We start from the raw sequence: 19,841 nt of genomic DNA, 5'->3' as shown, positions 1-19,841 counted from the left end.
GACCGGCGCGGCCGGCTTTGCATTGATCGATCGACAACGTTCGAAGCGGCGGCTCGAACGCGCGTGTTGAAACCGAGGGTTAAAACCGCGCACGCGCATTGAAGCCACGCGTGGAAGTCGGGGATGAGAGCGGGTAATCAGAACTGATGCCGCAGGCCCGCCATCAGACCGACCTGCGTCCCCTTCTGCGCCAGCCCGATGCCGTTGACGCCCTGCAGCTGAGCGCCGATCAGGTCACCCCGATACAACGAGTAATCGCCTTCCAGATAAACATCGGTGCGCCTCGACAGGTTGTAATCGGCGACCAGTTGATACTGCCATGCCGAGCCGTCCTGAGACGGCTTCTTGCCGTCCTGCAGCGTGCGCCACACATTCGCGGCGAAATGCCACGCGTTGCCGACCTGCTGCGTGATCCCGCCCATGATCATGCGACGCCGCGCAAAGTCGGTGTACTTGAGCGCGGCGAGCGCAGACGCGCTGAACGGACCGTTGGCGAAGCTCGAAAAGGCGGCTTCGTTCTGATTGACGATGTAACCGGCCGCAAAACGCGTCTTGTCCCATGTGTACGAACCGCCGAAGCTCCACGCCTTCGAGGCCGCACCGTTGACCGAGTCTTTCGACTCCTCGTACGCGCCGCCAACGGTGAACGGACCGCCTTTTGGCGCATAGGCGGCCGCAGCGCCGATCTGACTGCCGTATGAATTTCCCGCGTTGCCGCCGAACGCATAGCCGGCGGCGAACATCAGACCGTTGTAGTGCGCCTGATACTGCACCTGGTTACTGGTCCAGATGCCGCCGGTCATCGTCACTTCCGGCTGGAAGCTGAAATCGTACGGAATCCAGGGATTGCTGCCGTAGCCGCCGATCGTGACGCCTTCGATCATCACGTTGTACTGACGGCCCAGGATCACCTGGCCATAGGAGTTCGAGCGCACGCCCACTTGAGCTTCGTTGAAGAAAGGCAAGGTGGGGTCGCTTTGCCCGCTATTGATGTAAAGACGGTCTTCGAGCTTGAAGAACGTGGACCAGCCGTCGCCCAGATCCTCGACGCCCTTCAGTCCCCACCGGCTCTGGGTCATGCCGCCGGTGCCGAGCGCAATCGAAGAATCGCCGGCCTTGTTCGCGTGGGTCAGATACCGCACGCTCTCGTCGACCACGCCGTACAGCGTCACGCTCGATTGCGCGTACGCCATCTGACAGGCCAATGCCGCGGGCACCGCCACCACCGCCCAGTTGCTCACGTTCTTCATACCGTCTCCCCAAACTGGTTCCGCTTGCGCGCGAAGAGCGTGCGTTCGCTTTGCTCTTCGGGCATGCATCGATCAGGTTTTCAGGCGGATGGTCCGCAGTGTGACGCATAGGCATCCTGTCTTTTCAGCTGCCGGCACTTCGCCTGATGCGAAGTACCGGCAATGACGTGACGAAATATGCGTCGGTGAACCTTATCCTGAAACGGACACAGTCAGGAAACAGACTGCTGCAGGTGTTGCGCAGGTGCCGTTAAGTCAGCGAACTACTTGCGGGATGTAAGAAGTACGCGTAGGCGGTGGGGGCGCGTGCTGCTGCCTGGCGAGTCGCTCAGCCTGCGTTTTCCGCTGGCCGCGGAGCGGGTGCTGACCGGCATTGCGCTCGTCAATGCGCTGCCTAAGCGGGCGGCCTAAGCGGGTGGCCGCTTAGGCGAGGCGGGCAAGAAATGGGTTCTTTGAGCGCGCCGCAGGACGCAGCGCGCCTCCGAAACTCAGGCGTCGCCGGTCCCGGCGGCCGCGGCGCCGTGCGACGGCAGCGCCGCCACGACCTGCGCCACGCGCACATAGTCGGCGACCGGCACGTCTTCGGCGCGGCGTTGCAGATCGAAGCCGAGCGCGTCGAAATCCACCAGGTCGCGATAGGCCGCCAACGTATTGCGCAGCATCTTGCGCCGCTGCGAGAACGCCGCCGTCACCACTTCGCCGAGCACGCGCACGTCCACCGGCGGCAATTCGTGCAGCGCGTAGGGGATCATCCGCACGATCGCCGAATCGACCTTCGGCGGCGGCTGGAACGCTTCGGGTGGCACGTCGAGTTGCTTGTCGATCACATAACGGTATTGCAGCATCACCGAGAGCCGGCTGAACGCCTTGGTACCCGGCTCCGCCACCATCCGCTCGACCACTTCGTTCTGCAGCATGAAGTGCTGATCGATCACGCGATGCGCGAACGACGTCAGATGAAACAGCAGCGGGCTCGAAATGTTGTACGGCAGATTGCCGACAATCCGCAGCGACGCCTTTTCTCCCGGCGCGGCCAGCGAACCGAAGTCGAACGCGAGCGCGTCGCCCGCATGCAGTTCGAGCAGGTCGCCGAATTTCTTCTTGAGTCGGCCGATCAGATCGCGATCCAGTTCGACCGCGTGCAACGGCGCTTCAGGCGTCGCGAGGCGTTCGATCAGCGGCTCGGTGAGCGCCCCCAGCCCCGGCCCGATTTCGACCATGCGCTCGCCGCGCTGCGGCCGGATCACATCGACGATCGAATCGATCACGCCCATATCGACCAGAAAATTCTGGCCGAAACGCTTGCGTGCGGTATGACCCTGATGCTGGGCCCGTTGCGGTCTGCTGGTGGACATCTAAGAAACGCCAGGAAGAGAACTGCTTAAAAAAAGAAAACGCCTGTGAAGCGATGGGGGTCAAGTGCTGCAGGTGAAACGATGTTTGCAGGCAATGAACCGAGCGAATCAGCCCGCGCGGCGGTGCTGCGCCATCGACACGGCCGTATCGATCGCGGCGATCAGGCTGCCGGAGTCGGCGCGGCCGGTGCCGGCCAGATCGAGCGCGGTGCCGTGATCGACCGACGTGCGGATGATCGGCAAACCGAGCGTGATGTTGATGCCTTCGCCGAAGGTGGCGTACTTCAGCACCGGCAAGCCCTGATCGTGGAACATCGCGAGTACGCAATCGGCTTCGTTCAGATAGCGCGGCTGGAATAGCGTGTCGGCCGGATAGGGACCCCGCGCATCGATGCCCTGATGGTTCGCGAGCTTCAGCGCCGGCGTAATCACGTCGATTTCCTCGCGGCCCAGATAACCGTTTTCGCCCGCGTGCGGATTCAAACCGGTCACGAGAATGCGCGGCGCGGGCAAACCGAAATGGTGGCGCAGGTCGTGATCGATGATGCGCAGCGTCTCGCCGATGCTGTCGATCGACAACGCCGCCGACACGTCTTTCAGCGGCAGATGCGTGGTGGCGAGCGCGACGCGCAACGGGCGCTTGCCGGTGCCGGCCAGCATCATCACCACGCGCGGCGTGTGCGTGCGTTCCGCCAGGTATTCCGTGTGGCCGGTAAACGGCACACCGGCATCGTTGATGGTGCTTTTTTGCAGCGGCGCGGTGACGATCGCGTCGAACGTGCCGGCCACTGCGCCGTCGATCGCGCTGTCGAGCAGATCGAGCACGTAGCGGCCGTTGGCCGCGTCGAGCTTGCCTGCCAGCGACGGTGCGCCGAGCGGCCGATGCTGCATGCGCACGCGCTTGCCGTCCGCCGTCAGCGCGGCCCAATCCACGCCCACCGCACGGGCCCGCTCGGCGAGCAGACCGGCGTCGCCCAGCACGGTGAACTGCGCACCGGGCCAATGCGCCGCCGCCCCGGCCAGCGCCTGCGCTGTCAACTCGGGACCGACGCCGGCCGGTTCGCCGGTCGTGATCGCGATTTGCAACGGGGTGCTGGCGGACTGGGCGGCGGTTGTCATGGCGTTTATTGCACGTTCGCTTGAACGGGTTTCACTTCGACATACGCAGTGTCGCGCAATTCACGCAGCCAGTCGGAGTAGGCCTGCTCCGCCTTGCGCTGACCGATTGCCTGACGCGCCAGATCCATCTGCTGCGAAACCGAGCCTTCCGCCTCACGGCGAGCCAGCACCTGGATCAGGTGGTAGCCGTATTCGCTGCGCACCGGATCGCTGATCTGGCCGTCCTGCAGGCTGTTCATCGCGCGCTCGAATTCCGGCACCGTCTCGCCAGGGCTGATCCAGCCCAGGTCGCCGCCTTGCGACGACGAACCGTCTTGCGAGTACGAGTGAGCGAACTTCGCGAAGTCACCGCCCGCGGCGATCTGGTTCTTGATATCGAGCAGCTTCTGACGCGCTTGCGGCTCGGACATGCCGTCGCCGACGCGCAGCAGAATGTGGCGCACGTGCGTCTGCACGAGCTTCGGCGCATCCGCCGAGCCCGTGCCCTGGCCTGAGCGGCGATCGACGAGGCGCACGACTTCGAAGCCGTCGTTCGTGCGGATCAGATCCGGGTTGACCTGACCGGGGCGCAATGCCGCGGCGGCCTTGACGAATTCAGGCGGCAGCCTGGACGGCGTCACAAAACCCATATCGCCGCCTTTCGAGGCATCCGGCGCCTGCGAATTCGACTTCGCGAGCTTTTCGAAATTGGCGCCGCCCGTGGCTTCCGTCAGCAGCGCCTGGGCCTTTTTCTGGGCCGCTTCGATGTCGGTTTCCGGCGCGTTCATCGGCGCCTTCAGCAAAATGTGCTCGAAATGCAGGTCGCTCGTCAGAGCGGCGTTCGGGCCGCGCTGACTGGCGATGTAGTTCGCGACTTCCGCGTCCGACACCGTGACCTTGCTGTCCACTTCCTTCTCGCGCAAACGCGAGAGCGTGAGTTCGGTCCGCGCGTCGCTCGTGAACGTGCTCCAGGGCACGCCTTGCGCCTCGATGCGCGCGCGGTATATCTCGAGCGTCATGTTGTTCGCCTGCGCGAGCCGTTCGAGCGTTTTTTGCACGGCCGCGTCGTCGATATTGATGCCGATTTCTTTGGCCTTCTGCAGCTGGATGCGCTCCAGCACCATCTGGTTGAGCACCTGCTGGCGCAGCTGATCGGCCGGCGGCACCGGCGCGTTCTGCTGGTTCAGCCGGCGGCTGATCAGGCCCATGCGTTCGTCGAGCTCGCGCCGCGTGATGACGCCGTTGTTGACCACCGCGGCGATGGTGTCGACCGTCTGGCCGCTATTGCCGCGCAGCGCCTGCGCCTGAACCGGCGCGACCGACAGGAGAGACGCCGTGGCGGCGAGACCGGCCGCAAGCGTTGCCAAGCGAAGCTTTTTCATGATTGCCACAGATACTCCAATGATGTCGGGCGCGCCTGGCCCGTCTTTTCGCATTCTATAAATGATCGGACGAGCGTCACTCGTAATTGGTGAAACGCGCTTCCGGCGGCGGTGGTGGCGGCAACGGCGTGTAGCCGGCCACGCTGGAGCGGAATGCGGCCATCAGCCCGTTGTCGACGCTCGACAAGCCCTTGAACGTCAACTGCGCGAGAAACCGCGTGCCAGCCTGATGCTGCCCCGAGGTATTCAGACCGTTCGCATAGCGCTGGATCCCGGCGCCGAACGTCCAGCAGTCGGCGTCGTATTGCAGGCCGACCAGACCGTCGACGATCCGGTGCCCGCCCAGGTCGTAATTGAAACGGCCCACCCCGAACACCCGATGGGACAACGGCCATTGCCCCGAGACCAGCACCTGATTGATCGGCTGATTGTCCAGCGTGGTGTTCGCGCGGGTGTAGCGGTACCCGACATTGACCACCCGGCCGGTGCCCGGACTGAACCCGAAACCGACGCTCGTTTTCACCAACTGGTTGTTGTCGGCATTATATTGGAACGCCGTTTCCGACGCGAAACCGGCCCCGAGCTTGAGCGACGCACCCGCGATCAGGTCCGAATGGGTGGCTTGCGTGCTGGTCTGGGTAGGCAGCAGCGTGACGCGCTGATCCCGGAAATAGTACTGCTGTGCGAGCACAAAGCGCGCGCGTTCGTCGCCGGTAGCCGGATTGATGAAGCGCGTGGTGAGGGCCGCGGTCAGGCGGTTCGCGTCGGCGATACGGTCGTTGCCGACGAAGGTGTTCGGCGTGAAGATTTCCGCCAGGCCGAAGTCGGAGTCGGCGGTATCGAACAGCGGCGCGGACTCCTGGTTGCGGTACGGCGTGTACACGTAGTAGAGCCGCGGCTCCAGCGTCTGAATGTAATCCTGACCGAAGATCCGCACCGAACGGTCGAAGATCAGCCCGCTGTCGAAGCTGAGCGTCGGGATCGATTCGGTGAAGTTCTTCGGCGTGCCGGTGGGCACGTCCCCGCTGATATTGCGCAGGTTGTACGACGCAAAGTGCCATTGCACCTTCGGCGTGACGAAGTAGCCGGGCCCGACCACCGAATACGAGACGTACGGGTTGAACATCACCCGTTGACCTTCGGTCTTGTCCGCGGTCGTGATGCGGAAATTCGTGTAGTCCGCTTCGGAGCCGAAGTCGAAGCCGCCGACGTTGTACTTCGCGTACTTCACGTTCAACTGCGGCTCGCGGCCATACGGCGCCACTGAAGGCGTCAGCGTCTGCCAGTGCTGCTCGCGGGCGAGCACGGACCACGGGCCGTTGTTGTAGGTCAACCCGGCTTCCTGTTGATACAGGAGCTGGGTGCCGTTCATGAACTGACTGACCGACGACGACAGGTCTTCCGGATACGTGTTGTCCGAGACCTTGTTGTAGTAGATGTAGCCGCCAAACCCGTTGCCGAAGTTCTGGTTGTGCTGGATGTACAGCGCGTAGCGGTTGGTCTTCGTCAGGCGGTCGTTCGGCAGGAACTCGCCGGTAATCGAGCCGGAATAGGTCGGCGACAGATAGCGGAACGTCGACTGCAACTGCACGCCGCGCTTCGAGATCAGACGCGGTGTGACCGTCAGATCGCGGTTCGGCGCGATGTTGAAGTAATACGGCACCGACAGTTCGAAGCCGTTGCCCGAACTGAGCGAGAACGTGGGCGGCAGCAGGCCGCTGCGGCGCTCGCCCGACAGCGGGAACGACAGCCACGGCGAAGCGAACACCGGCACGCCCTGAAAGAACAGCACGCCGTTGTGCGCGACGCCTTCGTCCGCACCGGTGTCGAAGTCGAATTCGCTGCCCTTGATGTACCACGCCGGATCGTCCACGCACGCACAGGCCGTGTAGGTGCCGTGCGTGAACACCGAGCGCTCGTTGTCGAGCAGATCGACGCGCTCCGCGCTGCCCGAACCGCCCGTCAGGTTGAAGTGGTACTTCGGCGCGCTCATGAAGCCTTCGCTCGAATCCACTTGCAGATGCGCTTCGGGGCCGACGAACGTATTGCCGTTGTTGATCACGTGGACCTGCCCGTAGGCGTCGGCCAGGTCCGTGTCCTGATCGTAATGCAGCGCGTCGGCCTTGATCACGAGCGTATTGCGGCGAATCTCGGCCGAGCCCTTGGCGGCCATGTCCTGATCGGTGGTGCCGCTGGTGGAGTCGCCGAGCACGAAGGCGGCCGGCTTCTGGCCCGGCTGCAACAGATGTTCTTCGAGCTGCGGGGCGAGTTGCATGCCCCAGGGGGCGTCGATAGGCTGCGGCTGCGCGGCTTCCCCCGTCAACTGGGCGTGCGCAAGCGCGGGCATCAGGCCCGGAACGGCGATCAACGCCGCGACGAGCCGCCTTTTGCGCGGCACGCCGGCACAAGAGGGAGTCGTTTGGGAAAGCTGTCTAGGCGGCATGTATCGTTTGGCGAATCGGCCCGTCCGTCAGCTTCTGCAGTCACGATCCACCGCCTGCACACCTCGACCGTGACAGTCGGCTGCACATCAATATTTACAATCTCTCGAACGATAAGGCAGGCGGTAAAGCGGAATACGCGAAAGCCGGCGTGAGCCGCGTCAAAAAAGTCGTGGGGTATTATATGGCAAGACGTTGCCCCTCTGAATTTGCCGCCGGTTTTCATGACGCTACCCCCTTCCCAAGACACAACCGATACCCGCCTCGACCTGCTCACCATCTGGCTGAACGGCCATGCAGCGCGCTTTGCGCTGGAGCTTGCCACACTTGCACCGGCCTCCTCCGACGCCAGTTTTCGCCGCTATTTCCGCCTTGGCGGTAAGGCGGCGGAAGGCGAAAGCATCGGCACGCTAATCGCCGTCGATGCGCCGCCGCCCGAAAAGTGCCGCGAATTCGTGCAGATCGCGCGGTTGCTCGAAGCGGCCGGCGTGCATGTGCCGCGCGTGCTGGAGGTCGACTTCGACGCGGGATTCATGCTCGTCACCGATCTGGGCACCGCGTCGTACCTCGGCGCGCTGCAAGGCGCCCAGCACGACGCCGACCCGCGCCGCGCCCGCACGCTGATGTGCGACGCGCTCGACGCGTTGATCCGCTGGCAGCTCACCTCGCGCGAGGACGTGCTGCCGCCGTTCGACGAAGCCTTCCTGCGCCGCGAGATGGAGCTGATGCCGGAGTGGTTCATCGGCCGGCATCTGGGGCGCGAGGTCGACGAAAAGACCCGCGGGGTGCTCGAGCGCACCTTCGCGCTGCTGATCGCGAGCGCCCGGGCGCAGCCGCAAGTGTTCATGCTGCGCGATTTCATGCCGCGCAATCTGATGATCGCTTCGGCGCCCAACCCCGCCAACCCCGGTGTGCTCGACTTCCAAGACGCGGTGTACGGCCCGATCACCTACGACGTCGCGTCGCTGCTGCGCGATGCGTTCCTCAGCTGGGACGAAGAGTTCGAACTGGATTGCTTCGTGTACTACTGGGAGCGCGCGAAAAAAGCCGGCCTGCCGGTCGACCCGGATTTCGGCGAGTTCTACCGCCAGCTCGAATGGATGGGTCTGCAACGGCACATCAAGGTGCTGGGCCTGTTCTGCCGGATCCACTACCGCGACGGCAAACCGCATTACATGTCGGATCTGCCGCGTTTCATCGGCTATGCACGCAAGGTCGCCGAACGCTACGCGCCGCTGCGCCCCTTCGCGAAGCTGCTCGACGATCTCGAAGGCCGCGCGAATGAAGTCGGCTACACGTTCTGATCGATGACGATGTCTCTGAAGAAAGCGATGATTTTCGCCGCGGGCCGCGGCGAACGGATGCGTCCGTTGACCGACACGTGCCCTAAGCCCTTGCTCGAAGCGGGCGGCAAGCCGCTGATCGTCTGGCAGATCGAACGGCTCGCGCGCGCCGGCTTTCAGACCATCGTCATCAACCACGCGTGGCTCGGCGAGCAGATCGAAGGCTCGCTTGGCGACGGTTCGCGCTGGGGCGTGCAACTGCGCTACTCGGCCGAGCACGAAGCATTGGAAACCGCCGGCGGCATCGTGCAGGCGCTGCCGCTGCTGGAAGACAGCGGCCATAGCGAAGTGTTCGTCGCGGTCAGCGGCGACGTGTATGCGGATTTCGATTACGCGACGCTGAATGCGCGCGCCGACAAGCTTGCGAAGTTGCCCGAACCGGGCATGCATCTGGTCATGGTGCCGAACCCGGTGTTTCATCCGAACGGCGATTTTGGTTTGATCGACGGCGTGTTGTCGCTCGACGCGCAAGCGCGCTTCACGTTCGGCAATATCGGCCTGTACGACACGCGCATGTTTCGCGATCTGCCGCGCGGCACGCAGCGCGCGCTCACGCCGTACTACCGGGACACGATTGCGCGCGGCCTTGCGAGCGGCGAGTTATATGAAGGCTTGTGGGAGAACGTCGGCACACCGGCGCAGCTGCAAGACCTCGATCGACACCTGAGCGCGCGCTAAGCGTCGAACGTCCGGCGTTGGTGGATACAGTGCGCCAACTCGCCGCCGGGCGTTCGATATTCGACGTTCGACGCTCGACGTTCGACGCGCAACGCGACGAGCAAGCACGGCATATCCCACCGCGTCTTGCTCACCGCCCGCCGGCTCCGCCCTCTCCCGCGCCTACCGTTTCCACCGCCTCGGGCGCCTGCGCCGCGCGTTGCTGCTGCAACGCCCACATCTGCGCGAACAGCCCGTTCGCCGTCAGCAATTCCGCATGCGTACCGCGCTCGACGATGCGCCCTTTGTCCATCACGATGATCTGCTGAGCGTGCACCACGGTCGAGAGCCGGTGCGCGATGATCAGCGTCGTGCGCTCGCGTGCGATCTGATCGAGTTCGTGCTGGATCGCGCGCTCCGAACGCGAATCGAGTGCGGAGGTGGCTTCGTCGAACAGCAGGATCGGCGGATTCTTCAGAATGGTCCGCGCAATCGCGACGCGTTGCTTTTCACCGCCGGACAATTTCAACCCACGTTCGCCGACGGGCGTGTCATAGCCCTTCGGCAAACCTTCGATGAACTCATGAATATGCGCCGCGCGCGCCGCCGCGATCACCTCTTCTCGCGTGGCCGACGGGCGGCCATAGGCAATGTTGTAGTAGATCGAATCGTTGAACAGCACCGTGTCCTGCGGGACGATGCCGATCGACGTGCGCAGCGAATCTTGCGTCACATCGCGAATATCCTGGCCGTCGATAACGATCGCGCCGCCGCTCGCACGGTCCAGATCGTAGAAACGGAACATCAGCCGCGCGAGCGTCGATTTGCCCGAGCCGCTGTGGCCGACCACCGCCGTGGTGGTGCCCGCCGGAATCGTGAAACTCACATCGTGCAGAATCTGCCGCGCCGGTTCGTACGCGAAGTTCACCTGTTCGAACCGCACCTGCGCGCCGCTCACCCGCAACGCCGGCGCATCCGGTATGTCGGGCACTTCCCGCGAGGCGCCGAGCAGCGTGAACATCCGGTCCATATCGGTGAGACTCTGCTTCAACTCCCGGTACACGACACCGAGAAAATTCAGCGGAATATAAAGCTGCAACATGAAGGTGTTGATCAACACCAGATCGCCGAGCGTGAGGCGTCCGGCCATCACGCCTTCAGTCACGCGCCACAGGATGAACACGAGCCCCGTGCCGATGATCGCCTGCTGTCCGAAGTTCAGCGCCGACAGCGAGTTCTGCGACTTGATCGCGGCCGCCCGGTAGCGCTTCAGGTTCTCGTCGTAGCGCCGCGCTTCCCACTCTTCGTTGCCGAAATATTTGACGGTCTCGTAGTTGAGCAGCGAATCGATCGCACGCGAATTCGCCTTTGAATCGAGATCGTTCATCGTGCGGCGAAAATGCGTACGCCATTCGGTCACTTTCACGGTAAACGTGATGTACGCGGCAAGCGCAATGAAGGTGACGATCGCGTAATACGCCTCGTATTTGACGACGAAAAAACCGAGCACGAGGCCGACTTCGACGAGCGTCGGCAGAATGCTGTACAGCGAATACGAAATGAGCTGCGTGATGCCGCGCGTGCCGCGTTCGATATCGCGCGACATGCCGCCCGTCTGCCGCTCGAGATGAAACCGCAACGACAGCGCATGCAAATGGCGGAACACTTTCAACGCGAGTTGCCGCACCGCGCTCTCGGTCACCTTCGAGAACAGGATCTCGCGCAACTCGGTGAAGAGCGACGTGGAGAGCCGCACCACCGCATACGCGACCACCAGCAAGCCGACGCCGCCCAGCAACACGATGCCCGGCGAATCCTGCGCGCGGCCGAGCGCGGTCAGATGCTGCACCGACGCGAGGCTGTCGACGATCCGCTTCATCACGACCGGCACGCCGAGGTTGGCGATCTTCGCGCCGATCAGGCAGCTCAGCGCGAAGACGACGCGCCATTTGTAGGTGGCGAGGTAGGGCAGCAACGAGAGGATCGTCTGCCAGTCGTTGCGCGGCTGGGTCGAGATCGGCGATGGTTCGGAGGAAGGTGTGCGGCGCATGGGATCGGCTGGGGAGAGTGTGGAAGCGACGGAGTTCGCAGCGGCGCGCCGACCGGCAGTTGGCAAACTGCTTTTTGTCGCGCGACCCGGCTGGGCGCTTTCCCGTACAATTCCTGATCTTTCTATTGTCGCAGAAGCCGGCTGGCGCCGCTTTCCATGGGCTGTCCGGCCGTCGGCCACGTGCCCGCTGCTGTGCAGTTGTCTCGTGCCCGCTGCTGTGCAGTTGTCTCGTGCAGTTGTCTCGTGCAGTTGTCTCGTGCAGTTGTCTCGTGCAGTTGTCTCGTGCAGTTGTCTCGTGCAGTTGTCTCGTGCAGTTGTCTCGTGCAGTTGTCGTGAGATCCCCCCGCCTGCCGGTCGAACCGACCGAGCCAATCCGTTTCTCAAGGGTGCCCCGATGACCGAACTCCTTCAACTCCCGCAAAAGCCTTGTGCGCTGCGCGTCGTGCCTCAGCCGTCGGACGCGAACGTGCACGGCGACGTGTTCGGCGGCTGGATCATGGCGCAAGTGGACATCGCCGGCTCGATTCCCGCGAGCCGCCGCGCCAACGGGCGGGTGGCGACCATCGCGGTCAATTCGTTCGTCTTCAAGCAGCCGGTGTTCGTCGGCGATCTGCTGAGCTTTTACGCGGATATCGTGAAGACCGGCAATACCTCGGTGACCGTGTCGGTCGAGGTATACGCGCAGCGCATGAGCCTGACCGAAGACCTCGTGAAGGTAACCGAGGCGACCTTGACCTACGTCGCCACCGACGGCGACCGGCGCCCGCGGGCATTGCCTGTGCTGGATTGAACGGCGCGAGGCTCAACCGCCACCGCGCAGATATTCGTCGACCTGCCCTTCGATCCATTGCGCGAAATGCGCCTGCCTGGCATTGAGGCTCTCGCGTTGAGGCCACACGAGCCAGTAGGGATACCGATACGGCACGCGGATATCGGTGATCTGCACCAATTGTCCCGTCGCCAACGCACCCGCGACCAGGCTGCGCCGCTCGAGCGCCACGCCCTGCCCGAGCAATACCGCACCCAGCACGATGTTCGAATCGTTCGCGGACATGACGATAGCCTCGGCGGGCGGCTCCGCCACTTGCGCCGCCTCGCACCATTCGCTCAACGGCGTGTTCGGACTGGAAATCAGCGGGCACGCCAACGCGTCTTGGGCGGTCACCGGAAAGCGGCCGTGAGGCCCGCTCGCGAAGTGCGGCGCCGCGACCATCAGCACATCGTCGTCGAACAGTTTCTGTTGCGCCACATCCGGCCAATGGCCCTGCCCCATGCGGATGCCGATGTCGCTCCCGCCGTGGCGCAAATCCTCCACCTGCAGACTCGTCAGCAAACGGATCCGATAGTACGGGTGGGCCTCGCGGAAGCTGGCAAGGCGCGGCACGAGCCAATGCTGCGCGAACGACGGCACGGTTGCGATCACCAGCTCGCTTTCGTGAGGGCGCGCCTGCACACGACGCGTGGCGTGCGTGATATCGCGCAGCGCCGCCCGTATTTCCAGCGCATACAGCCGCCCGTCCTCCGTGAGCTGCAAACCTCGGGCTTCGCGCACAAATAGCGCTACGCCCATCGCGTCTTCCAGCACCTTGATCTGCTGACTGACCGCCGAGTGGGTCACGTGCAACTCGCGCGCGGCCCGCGTCACGCCGCCGAGCCGGGCGACGGCTTCGAAGCAGCGGAGGGCGGCGAATGGCGGGATCGATTTCATGTAAGGAATTCTGACGGAAATCGTCGATTAATGTCGCTTCTTTTTCTCTCGCGAGATGTTTAATCTATCGCTTGAACGCAACTGGGGGGCGCCCAATCGGTAAATAGCCCCGTGCCGGCGGAGTTGGGCGCGCCATGATAGATCCTCTAACGGAAAAGCGATGAAACTGATCGGAATGCTCGACTCGCCCTATGTGCGCCGGGTCGCCATCTGCCTCAAATTGCTGAAGCTCGACTTCGAGCACCAGTCGATCTCCGTATTCAGCACCTACGACGAGTTCAAGAAGATCAACCCGGTCGTCAAAGCGCCCACGCTGGTGCTCGACGACGGCCAACGCGTGATGGACTCGACGGTGATCCTTCAGTACGTCGCCACGCTCGCCGGCGCGGAGCAGCGCATCTTCCCGTCGCAGCCGGCGCACTGCAAGCGCGCCGCGCGCCTGACGGGGCTGGCGCTGGCCGCTAGCGAGAAGTCGGTGCAGATCGTCTACGAACGCAATCTGCGCCCGGCCGAGAAGCAGCATGAGCCGTGGGTCGATCGAGTGAGCGAGCAGTTGCTCGCCGCTTATCGCGAGCTGGAGGAAGAGCTGGCAACAGCGCCGCTGCCGATCGAAGCGGACCACTTCGGCGCAGCGGAGGTCGCGGTGGCGGTCGCGTGGAACTTCACGCAGATGGTCCTGCCGGAGATCGTTGTGAAGGCCGCGTATCCCCGCCTGCAGGCTTTTTCCGCGTCAGCCGAACAGTTGCCGGTTTTCGTGGATACGCCGGCGGTTTGAGCGTGCTGGCGGATGAGGTCGAACCGGAGCGCTGCGACAGCCCTCGCTAGCGCTCAAACCGCGGCCAATTCCCGCCCCACTCCGCCCTGGAACAACTCGGAGATCGCCTCCGTCGACAACGGTTTGGCGAAGTAGAAGCCTTGCATCTCGTCGCACGCGCGCTCTTTAAGGAAATCGAGTTGTGCGGAGGTCTCCACGCCTTCCGCGATCACCTGCAACTTCAGCGAATGCGCGAGCGCAATGATCGCCGAAGTGATCGTTTCGTCGTCGCCGCACACGCCGATGTCCGACACGAACGAGCGGTCGATCTTCAAGCGGTCCACCGGGAAGCGTTTCAGATAGCTGAGGCTCGAATAGCCGGTGCCGAAGTCGTCGATGGCGAGGCCGATGCCCAGCGCGTGCAGTTCGTTGAGCATCGACACCGCTTCTTCGGCGTTGCGCATGATCGTGCTTTCGGTGAGTTCGAGTTCGAGGTATTGCGGCGCGAGGCCGGTTTCCGACAACACCTGCATCACCAGCTTGGCGATATCGCGCTGCTGGAACACGCGCGCCGACAGATTCACCGACACCCGCGCCGGCGGCAAGCCCGCATCCTGCCAGGCCTTGTTCTGCCGGCACGCTTCGCGCAACACCCACTCGGACAGCGGCCCGATCAAGCCGCTTTCCTCCGCGACCGGAATGAACGACGACGGCGGGATCAAGCCGACTTCCGGATCGCGCCAGCGCACCAGCGCCTCGGTGCCCACAATCTGCCCGCTCCCGATATCCACCTGCGGCTGGTAGTGCAGCAGGAATTCGTGGTCGCGCAACGCCCGGCGCAAACGCCGTTCGAGGTTCAAGCGCGCGCCCGCGCTCGCGTTCATCTCAGGCTGATAAAACTGGAACGTGTTGCGGCCCATGTCCTTCGCGCGATACATCGCGAGGTCGGCCTTTTTCATCAGCGTTTCCGCGTCGTCGCCGTCCTGCGGGAACAGGCTCGCGCCCATGCTGCAGCCGACGTACAACTCGTTACCGTCGAGCCACACCGGCTCGGAAATGGAGGCGCGCACACGCTCCATCCACGCGATCAGCGATTGCTCGTCGACAGTGTCGGTCATCACGATCACGAACTCGTCGCCGCCATGACGCGCCACCGTGTCGCTCGTGCGCGTACAGCGAGCGAGCCGCTCGGCGACCACGCTCAGCAGGCGGTCGCCGACGCTATGGCCGAGACTGTCGTTGACGTTCTTGAAACCGTCGAGATCGATGAACACCACCGCGACGCCCTTGTGATGCCGGTGCGCCACGATCAGCGCATGCTGCAGGCGGTCGCGCAGCAGGTTGCGATTGGGCAGCCGCGTCAGGCTGTCATAGTTGGCCTGGTATTCGAGTTGCTCCTGATAGCGCATCAGGTCGGTCACATCGTTGATCACGCCGATGTGATGCGTGATCACGCCCTCCGCGTTCGGCACCGGCGCGATGAAGAGCTGATTCCAGAACAGCGCGCCGTCCTTGCGATAGTTGCGCACCACGGCGCTGACTTCGCGGTTCGCCGCCAGCGCCTGACGAATCGCGGCGACGCCTTCCTGATCGCGGTCGTCGCGTTGCAGCACGCGGCAATCGTGGCCGATCATTTCGGCGGGCTCGTAACCGGTGATGCGCTTGAACGCGGGGTTCACGTATTCGATCAGATTGCCCGCCGGCGACGGCGCGGTGATCAGAATCGCGTTGACGCTCGCATCGAGCGCGCGGCTTTGCAGACGCAAGGCCAGATCGGCGCGCTTGCGCTCGGTGATGTCCGTATAGGAGCCGAGCACGCCGATGATGTGGCCGTCGCCGTCGGTGAACGGCAGCTTGCTCGTGACCGTCGTACGATGCACGCCGCCGATGACCACGTCGACTTCGAAGTTCATCTTCGGCACACCGGTGCCCAGCACCTCTTCGTCGTGCCCGCGGAACAGGTCGGCGAACGCGCGCCACGGCATATCGGCATCGCTCTTGCCCACCACCTGCTCCGGATAAGCGAGCCCCGCGTCGCGCGCGAACGCCATGTTGCAGCCGAGATAACGCGATTCCGGGTCCTTCCAGAAAATGCGCTGCGGAATGTTGTCGATCACCGTCTCGAGCATCTGGTTCGAGCGCTGCGCTTCGGCTTCCGCGTTGATCTGCTCGGTGACGTCGTCAGCCAGCACGAACAAGGCGGCACGGCCGAGGAAGTTCATCGCGTGATACGAAATGTCGGCGCTGATGGTCGAGCCGTCCTTGCGCCGGTGATGCCAGATGCCCGCCATCGTGCGGCGGTGCGGCACCACGTCGCTGCGCTGCAAGTGCGATTCGAGACGCGAGATTTCGCCAGCCGGGCGGATCGCGCGGATCGTCATGCCGAGGAATTCGCTCTCGGTGTAGCCGTATTGCTGGACGGCGGCCGCGTTGACGGCCAGAAAGCGCAGCGTCTCGCGATCGAAGATGTACATCGGCACCGGATGATCGTCGAACAGGCCTCGAAAGCGCTCGTCGTTGCGGCCAAGCGCGCGGACCGCGCGCAATTTTTCGTGCGCACTGCTTTCGCGTACGCCGAACGTATAGATCAGCAGCGCGCTGCCGGCCAGCATCGTCAGGATCAGCAGTACGATCGCGTGCTGGCTTTCGCGCGTGGAGGCCGCGAGCGAGCCCTGCAGCGCATGATTCTCCCGCGCCTGCAGCGCCGCCAGCCCGGCTTCGACGTGGTCCCGCGCCATGCCAAGACGTGTGTAGTCCGAGGCCGCCCAGGCGCGCGACCCGGTCGGCGCGGCGCTCGCGCTGCGCGACAGCGCGGCATCGATGTCGCGTTGCAGCGCGTGGCTATCCGCGCTCAGTTTGTCCAGCGTATCGAGCATGGCCGGCTCGCCGGCGAGTTCGCTGCGCAACTCGCGCTCCAGACGGGCCAGCGAAGTCATCATGACGGCGCCCTCGTCGGCAGGCGGCGCCTCGCCCGACACCTCGAAACGGCCCAGCGCGGCCAGCCCATGGTCGAGCGCCGTATTGTAGGCGTCGAGATTCTGACGCACGCCCGTCGAACGCAGCATGAGCGCGTCGGCGTCGCGCTGATCGCAAATCTGCGTATAGGCAACGAACGCGTTCGCGCCGACCGCTGCGGCGACGACCGCCAGATTGATCAGCAGCCGCTTCGATAAAAAGAGAGTCATGGGTTCCGAACGTCAATCGTTCTGCCGGCGGGAGCGCGGGTTCGCTTCGATATGGGTCCGATATGGATCTTTTGGATCTTTTACGCGCCAACCCATGGATAACGGCAGGGTTCGGAACAGCTTGAGGGTGCCCGGGAGAAAAAATTCGCTAGCGTTCCGGGCCACCGGCGGATGCGAGATGCGCGGAGGCGGCCCGCTTCGAGGCTGAACGCGGCCGGCTCGGGGTGTCAGCGGCCAGGCCTGGCCGGCCCTACCTACGTGGCCGCACCATCGTGCCGCACCACCGGGCCGCACCTACCGGGTCAGACTGACCCGGCGAAACCTACCCGGCCAGACCGAATTCCCGCATCGCGGGAACAAAGTCGTGGCTGCCTTCCGGCTTGCGCGACAATTTGGCTAGCACATAGCGTTTGAACGGATCGAGTTCGGCCCATTCGGCGGTGCCCGGCGTGGGCAGACTGGCGAGCCCCGCCTGGTGCACGACGCCCTCCGGTACGCTATCCGTGCGGCGCCAGGCAGGTGCTTCCTCGGGCGTGAACCACTCCGGTTCGATGTTCGCGTGGGTGCGCAGCATTTCGAATAGCGCGTGATCGAAATTCGGCTCGATTTCCGCGTCTTCTGCGACCGGGAAACGCGCCAGCAGCTTGCGGTCCTCGAGCGGCAGCAACTGCCACTGTGCAAGCGAAATACGCAGCCCGAAGCGGTCTAGATTGAAGCGCACCGACATCGGAATGAACGTGAAATTCTCCGAAGACACGACTTCGAAGTTGAACAGAATCGGTGCCTCGTTGAGTCCCATGACAGTATTCCCCTTTGGCGACGGGCAACGCGCAAACCCGCCTTGGGGTATTTTAGAACCTTATTCGCGTGACAGCGGCGCGGACTGGGGCCGCTTTTCGGCGCCGGGCAAGGCCTCGCGCCGCTGACGCGCAGCATCGCAAAGGAGTCAGGCATTGAACGAACTGGAAACGGCCGGACAGCCGGGCGCCGTGGAGCGCCAGGTGCGCCGGCACCGCGGCACGGCGGTCGAAACCGTGACCGATCACGTCGGTCAGGAGTGGCCGGTCGCGCTCGTATTCAACGGCATTTCGCATGCGGTGATGATGTGCACGCCGCGCGATCTGGAAGCGTTTGCGGTCGGTTTCGCGATTTCGGAAGGGATCGTGGAACGCGGCAGCGACATCCAGGACATCGAAGTCGAACTGCATGACGACGGCGAATTGCCGCATGCCGAAGTGCAATTGCAAGTGGTGCAGCAGGCATTCGTCGCGCTGAAGGAAAAGCGCCGCGCGCTGGCCGGACGCACCGGTTGCGGCGTATGCGGGATCGAAAGCATCGATCTGCTGGATCTGCAACCGGAACGCGTGCCGGACACCGGTTTTCTGCAACGGCTCGCGCCCGATGCGATCGCCCGGGCGGCGCGCGCCTTGCCCGATCACCAGGCGCTGACCCGTCTGACCGGCGGTTTGCATGCCGCGGCATGGTGCGATGCGGCAGGCGCAATCCGCTACGCGTTCGAAGATGTCGGCCGCCACAACGCGCTCGACAAACTGATCGGCCAGCTGGTGCTCGATCGCGCGGATACCAAAGAGGGATTTGTGTTTCTGTCGAGCCGCGCGAGCTACGAGCTGGTGCGCAAGGCGGCGCGCGTCGACGTGCCCATGGTCGCCACGATTTCGGCGCCGTCTTCGCTGGCGATTGCGATTGCGCGCAAGGCGGGCGTGCGGCTCGTCAGCTTCTGCCGCGAAACCAGCTACGTCGACTACGACACGTTGCAGCCGACGCAGCCTTGAACGTCTGAGCGCCGGCGCTCAGTCGAACTGCCGGAAATCCGGCTTGCGCTTCTCGAAGAACGCCTTGAACGCCTCGCGCGCTTCGGGCGCGAGCAGCATCTTGCTGAAGTGCCCCCCTTCCTCGGTCATCTGCGTTTGCAGTTCCTGCTGGCTTGCGCGCTTCATCAGACTCTTGGTCACGCGCAGCGACGAGGCCGGTAGCGCCGCCAGCTTTGCCGCCTGTGCCGCCGCGAACGCGTCCACTTCCGCAGCGGGCAGCACGCGATTCACGAAGCCCATCCGGTGCGCCTCGCGCGCGTCGAACGCTTCGCCCAGCAGCAGCTTTTCGGCCGCTGCCTGATATCCGGCCACGCGCTGCAACAGCAAGCTCGACGCCGCCTCCGGACATAGCCCCAGCTGCGCGAACGGCAGCGAGAAGCTCGCCGTCTCCGCCGCGTAGACCAGATCGCAGTGCAGCAGCAGCGTTGTGCCGATGCCGACCGCCGGGCCCGCCACCGACACCACCACCGGCTGTTCCGCCGAGCTGATCGCACGCAGGAAGTGAAATACCGGCGAATTTTCGCCGCCTGGCGGCTGCTTCATGAAGTCTTCGAGATCGTTGCCGGCGCTGAAAATTCCGACAGTGCCACGAATCAGGATCGCCCGAACCGACGCGTCGCCGTGCGCCTCGACCAGCGCGTCAGCCATCGTCTGATACATCGCGGCCGTGATCGCGTTCTTCTTGTCCGGCCGGTTGAAGGCAATCGTCAGCACGCCGTCCGCTCGCTCGACCAGAATATCCATTGTCATCTCCTCGTACTTCTGCTGAATGGAAAAACGGTTCGC

15 protein-coding genes are annotated in these 19,841 nt (G+C 63.9%); 5 read left to right on the top strand and 10 right to left on the bottom strand.

Annotation, left to right across the window (positions count from 1 at the left end):
* Positions 1 to 137: 137 nt before the first annotated feature.
* The 5 genes from DLM46_RS21735 to DLM46_RS21710 all read right to left on the bottom strand — a co-directional run bounded on the left by DLM46_RS21735 (position 138) and on the right by DLM46_RS21710 (position 7,528).
* Positions 138 to 1,250 carry a porin gene (locus DLM46_RS21735; protein ID WP_115103727.1) on the bottom strand — a complete coding sequence of 371 codons (1,113 nt, stop codon included), beginning with the start codon at positions 1,248 to 1,250 and terminating at the stop codon, positions 138 to 140.
* A 488-nt stretch (positions 1,251 to 1,738) separates the two neighbouring features.
* Positions 1,739 to 2,605, bottom strand: coding sequence for a 16S rRNA (adenine(1518)-N(6)/adenine(1519)-N(6))-dimethyltransferase RsmA (rsmA, locus tag DLM46_RS21725; RefSeq protein WP_115103724.1), 867 nt, complete (start codon positions 2,603 to 2,605; stop codon positions 1,739 to 1,741).
* A 108-nt stretch (positions 2,606 to 2,713) separates the two neighbouring features.
* Positions 2,714 to 3,724: a 4-hydroxythreonine-4-phosphate dehydrogenase PdxA gene (gene pdxA / locus DLM46_RS21720; protein WP_115103721.1), complete on the bottom strand. Its 1,011-nt coding sequence runs from the start codon at positions 3,722 to 3,724 to the stop codon at positions 2,714 to 2,716.
* Positions 3,725 to 3,729: 5 nt separating this feature from the next.
* Complete coding sequence (locus DLM46_RS21715; protein WP_208866311.1) at positions 3,730 to 5,094, bottom strand: peptidylprolyl isomerase; 1,365 nt, start codon at positions 5,092 to 5,094, stop codon at positions 3,730 to 3,732.
* Positions 5,095 to 5,161: 67 nt separating this feature from the next.
* Entirely contained in the window at positions 5,162 to 7,528 is a 2,367-nt protein-coding gene (locus tag DLM46_RS21710) for an LPS-assembly protein LptD (protein ID WP_115103715.1), read from the bottom strand.
* A 222-nt stretch (positions 7,529 to 7,750) separates the two neighbouring features.
* Between DLM46_RS21710 and DLM46_RS21705 the strand changes: the two genes are divergently transcribed.
* Both DLM46_RS21705 and murU read left to right on the top strand, forming a co-directional pair.
* Positions 7,751 to 8,830, top strand: coding sequence for an aminoglycoside phosphotransferase family protein (locus DLM46_RS21705; protein ID WP_115103713.1), 1,080 nt, complete (start codon positions 7,751 to 7,753; stop codon positions 8,828 to 8,830).
* Positions 8,831 to 8,833: 3 nt separating this feature from the next.
* The gene (gene murU, locus DLM46_RS21700) at positions 8,834 to 9,547 is read left to right on the top strand and encodes an N-acetylmuramate alpha-1-phosphate uridylyltransferase MurU (protein WP_115103711.1); all 714 of its coding nucleotides are present in this window, start codon (positions 8,834 to 8,836) and stop codon (positions 9,545 to 9,547) included.
* Between the two features lie 130 nt (positions 9,548 to 9,677).
* Here murU and DLM46_RS21695 read toward each other — a convergent pair whose 3' ends face one another.
* Positions 9,678 to 11,576, bottom strand: a complete 1,899-nt coding sequence (locus tag DLM46_RS21695) for an ABCB family ABC transporter ATP-binding protein/permease (RefSeq protein WP_115103708.1) — start codon at positions 11,574 to 11,576, stop codon at positions 9,678 to 9,680.
* Positions 11,577 to 11,970: 394 nt separating this feature from the next.
* Between DLM46_RS21695 and DLM46_RS21690 the strand changes: the two genes are divergently transcribed.
* The gene (locus tag DLM46_RS21690) at positions 11,971 to 12,366 is read left to right on the top strand and encodes an acyl-CoA thioesterase (RefSeq protein ID WP_115103706.1); all 396 of its coding nucleotides are present in this window, start codon (positions 11,971 to 11,973) and stop codon (positions 12,364 to 12,366) included.
* A gap of 12 nt (positions 12,367 to 12,378) precedes the next feature.
* Here DLM46_RS21690 and DLM46_RS21685 read toward each other — a convergent pair whose 3' ends face one another.
* On the bottom strand, positions 12,379 to 13,284 hold the full coding sequence (locus DLM46_RS21685) for a LysR substrate-binding domain-containing protein (protein WP_115103704.1): 906 nt from the start codon (positions 13,282 to 13,284) through the stop codon (positions 12,379 to 12,381).
* Between the two features lie 160 nt (positions 13,285 to 13,444).
* Between DLM46_RS21685 and DLM46_RS21680 the strand changes: the two genes are divergently transcribed.
* Positions 13,445 to 14,059, top strand: coding sequence for a glutathione S-transferase family protein (locus DLM46_RS21680; RefSeq protein ID WP_115103702.1), 615 nt, complete (start codon positions 13,445 to 13,447; stop codon positions 14,057 to 14,059).
* A gap of 53 nt (positions 14,060 to 14,112) precedes the next feature.
* On the opposite strand, the gene DLM46_RS21675 is transcribed toward DLM46_RS21680, so the two are convergent.
* Together DLM46_RS21675 and DLM46_RS21670 are read right to left on the bottom strand one after the other, a co-directional pair.
* On the bottom strand, positions 14,113 to 17,223 hold the full coding sequence (locus tag DLM46_RS21675; RefSeq protein ID WP_115103699.1) for a sensor domain-containing protein: 3,111 nt from the start codon (positions 17,221 to 17,223) through the stop codon (positions 14,113 to 14,115).
* A 322-nt stretch (positions 17,224 to 17,545) separates the two neighbouring features.
* A complete protein-coding gene (locus DLM46_RS21670; RefSeq protein WP_115103697.1) occupies positions 17,546 to 18,022 on the bottom strand; it encodes a nitrate reductase associated protein in 477 nt (158 codons plus the stop codon).
* A gap of 154 nt (positions 18,023 to 18,176) precedes the next feature.
* On the opposite strand from DLM46_RS21670, the gene fdhD reads away from it, so the two are divergent.
* Positions 18,177 to 19,016, top strand: a complete 840-nt coding sequence (gene fdhD / locus DLM46_RS21665) for a formate dehydrogenase accessory sulfurtransferase FdhD (protein ID WP_115103695.1) — start codon at positions 18,177 to 18,179, stop codon at positions 19,014 to 19,016.
* 18 nt (positions 19,017 to 19,034) lie between these two features.
* Here the strand turns inward: fdhD and DLM46_RS21660 are convergent, their stop codons facing one another.
* A complete protein-coding gene (locus DLM46_RS21660) occupies positions 19,035 to 19,805 on the bottom strand; it encodes an enoyl-CoA hydratase (protein ID WP_115103693.1) in 771 nt (256 codons plus the stop codon).
* Between the last annotated feature and the right edge of the window lie 36 nt (positions 19,806 to 19,841).

This window comes from Paraburkholderia lacunae, assembly GCF_003353175.1.
Lineage (GTDB): Bacteria > Pseudomonadota > Gammaproteobacteria > Burkholderiales > Burkholderiaceae > Paraburkholderia > Paraburkholderia lacunae.
This window is presented reverse-complemented; position numbering and strand designations above follow the sequence as displayed.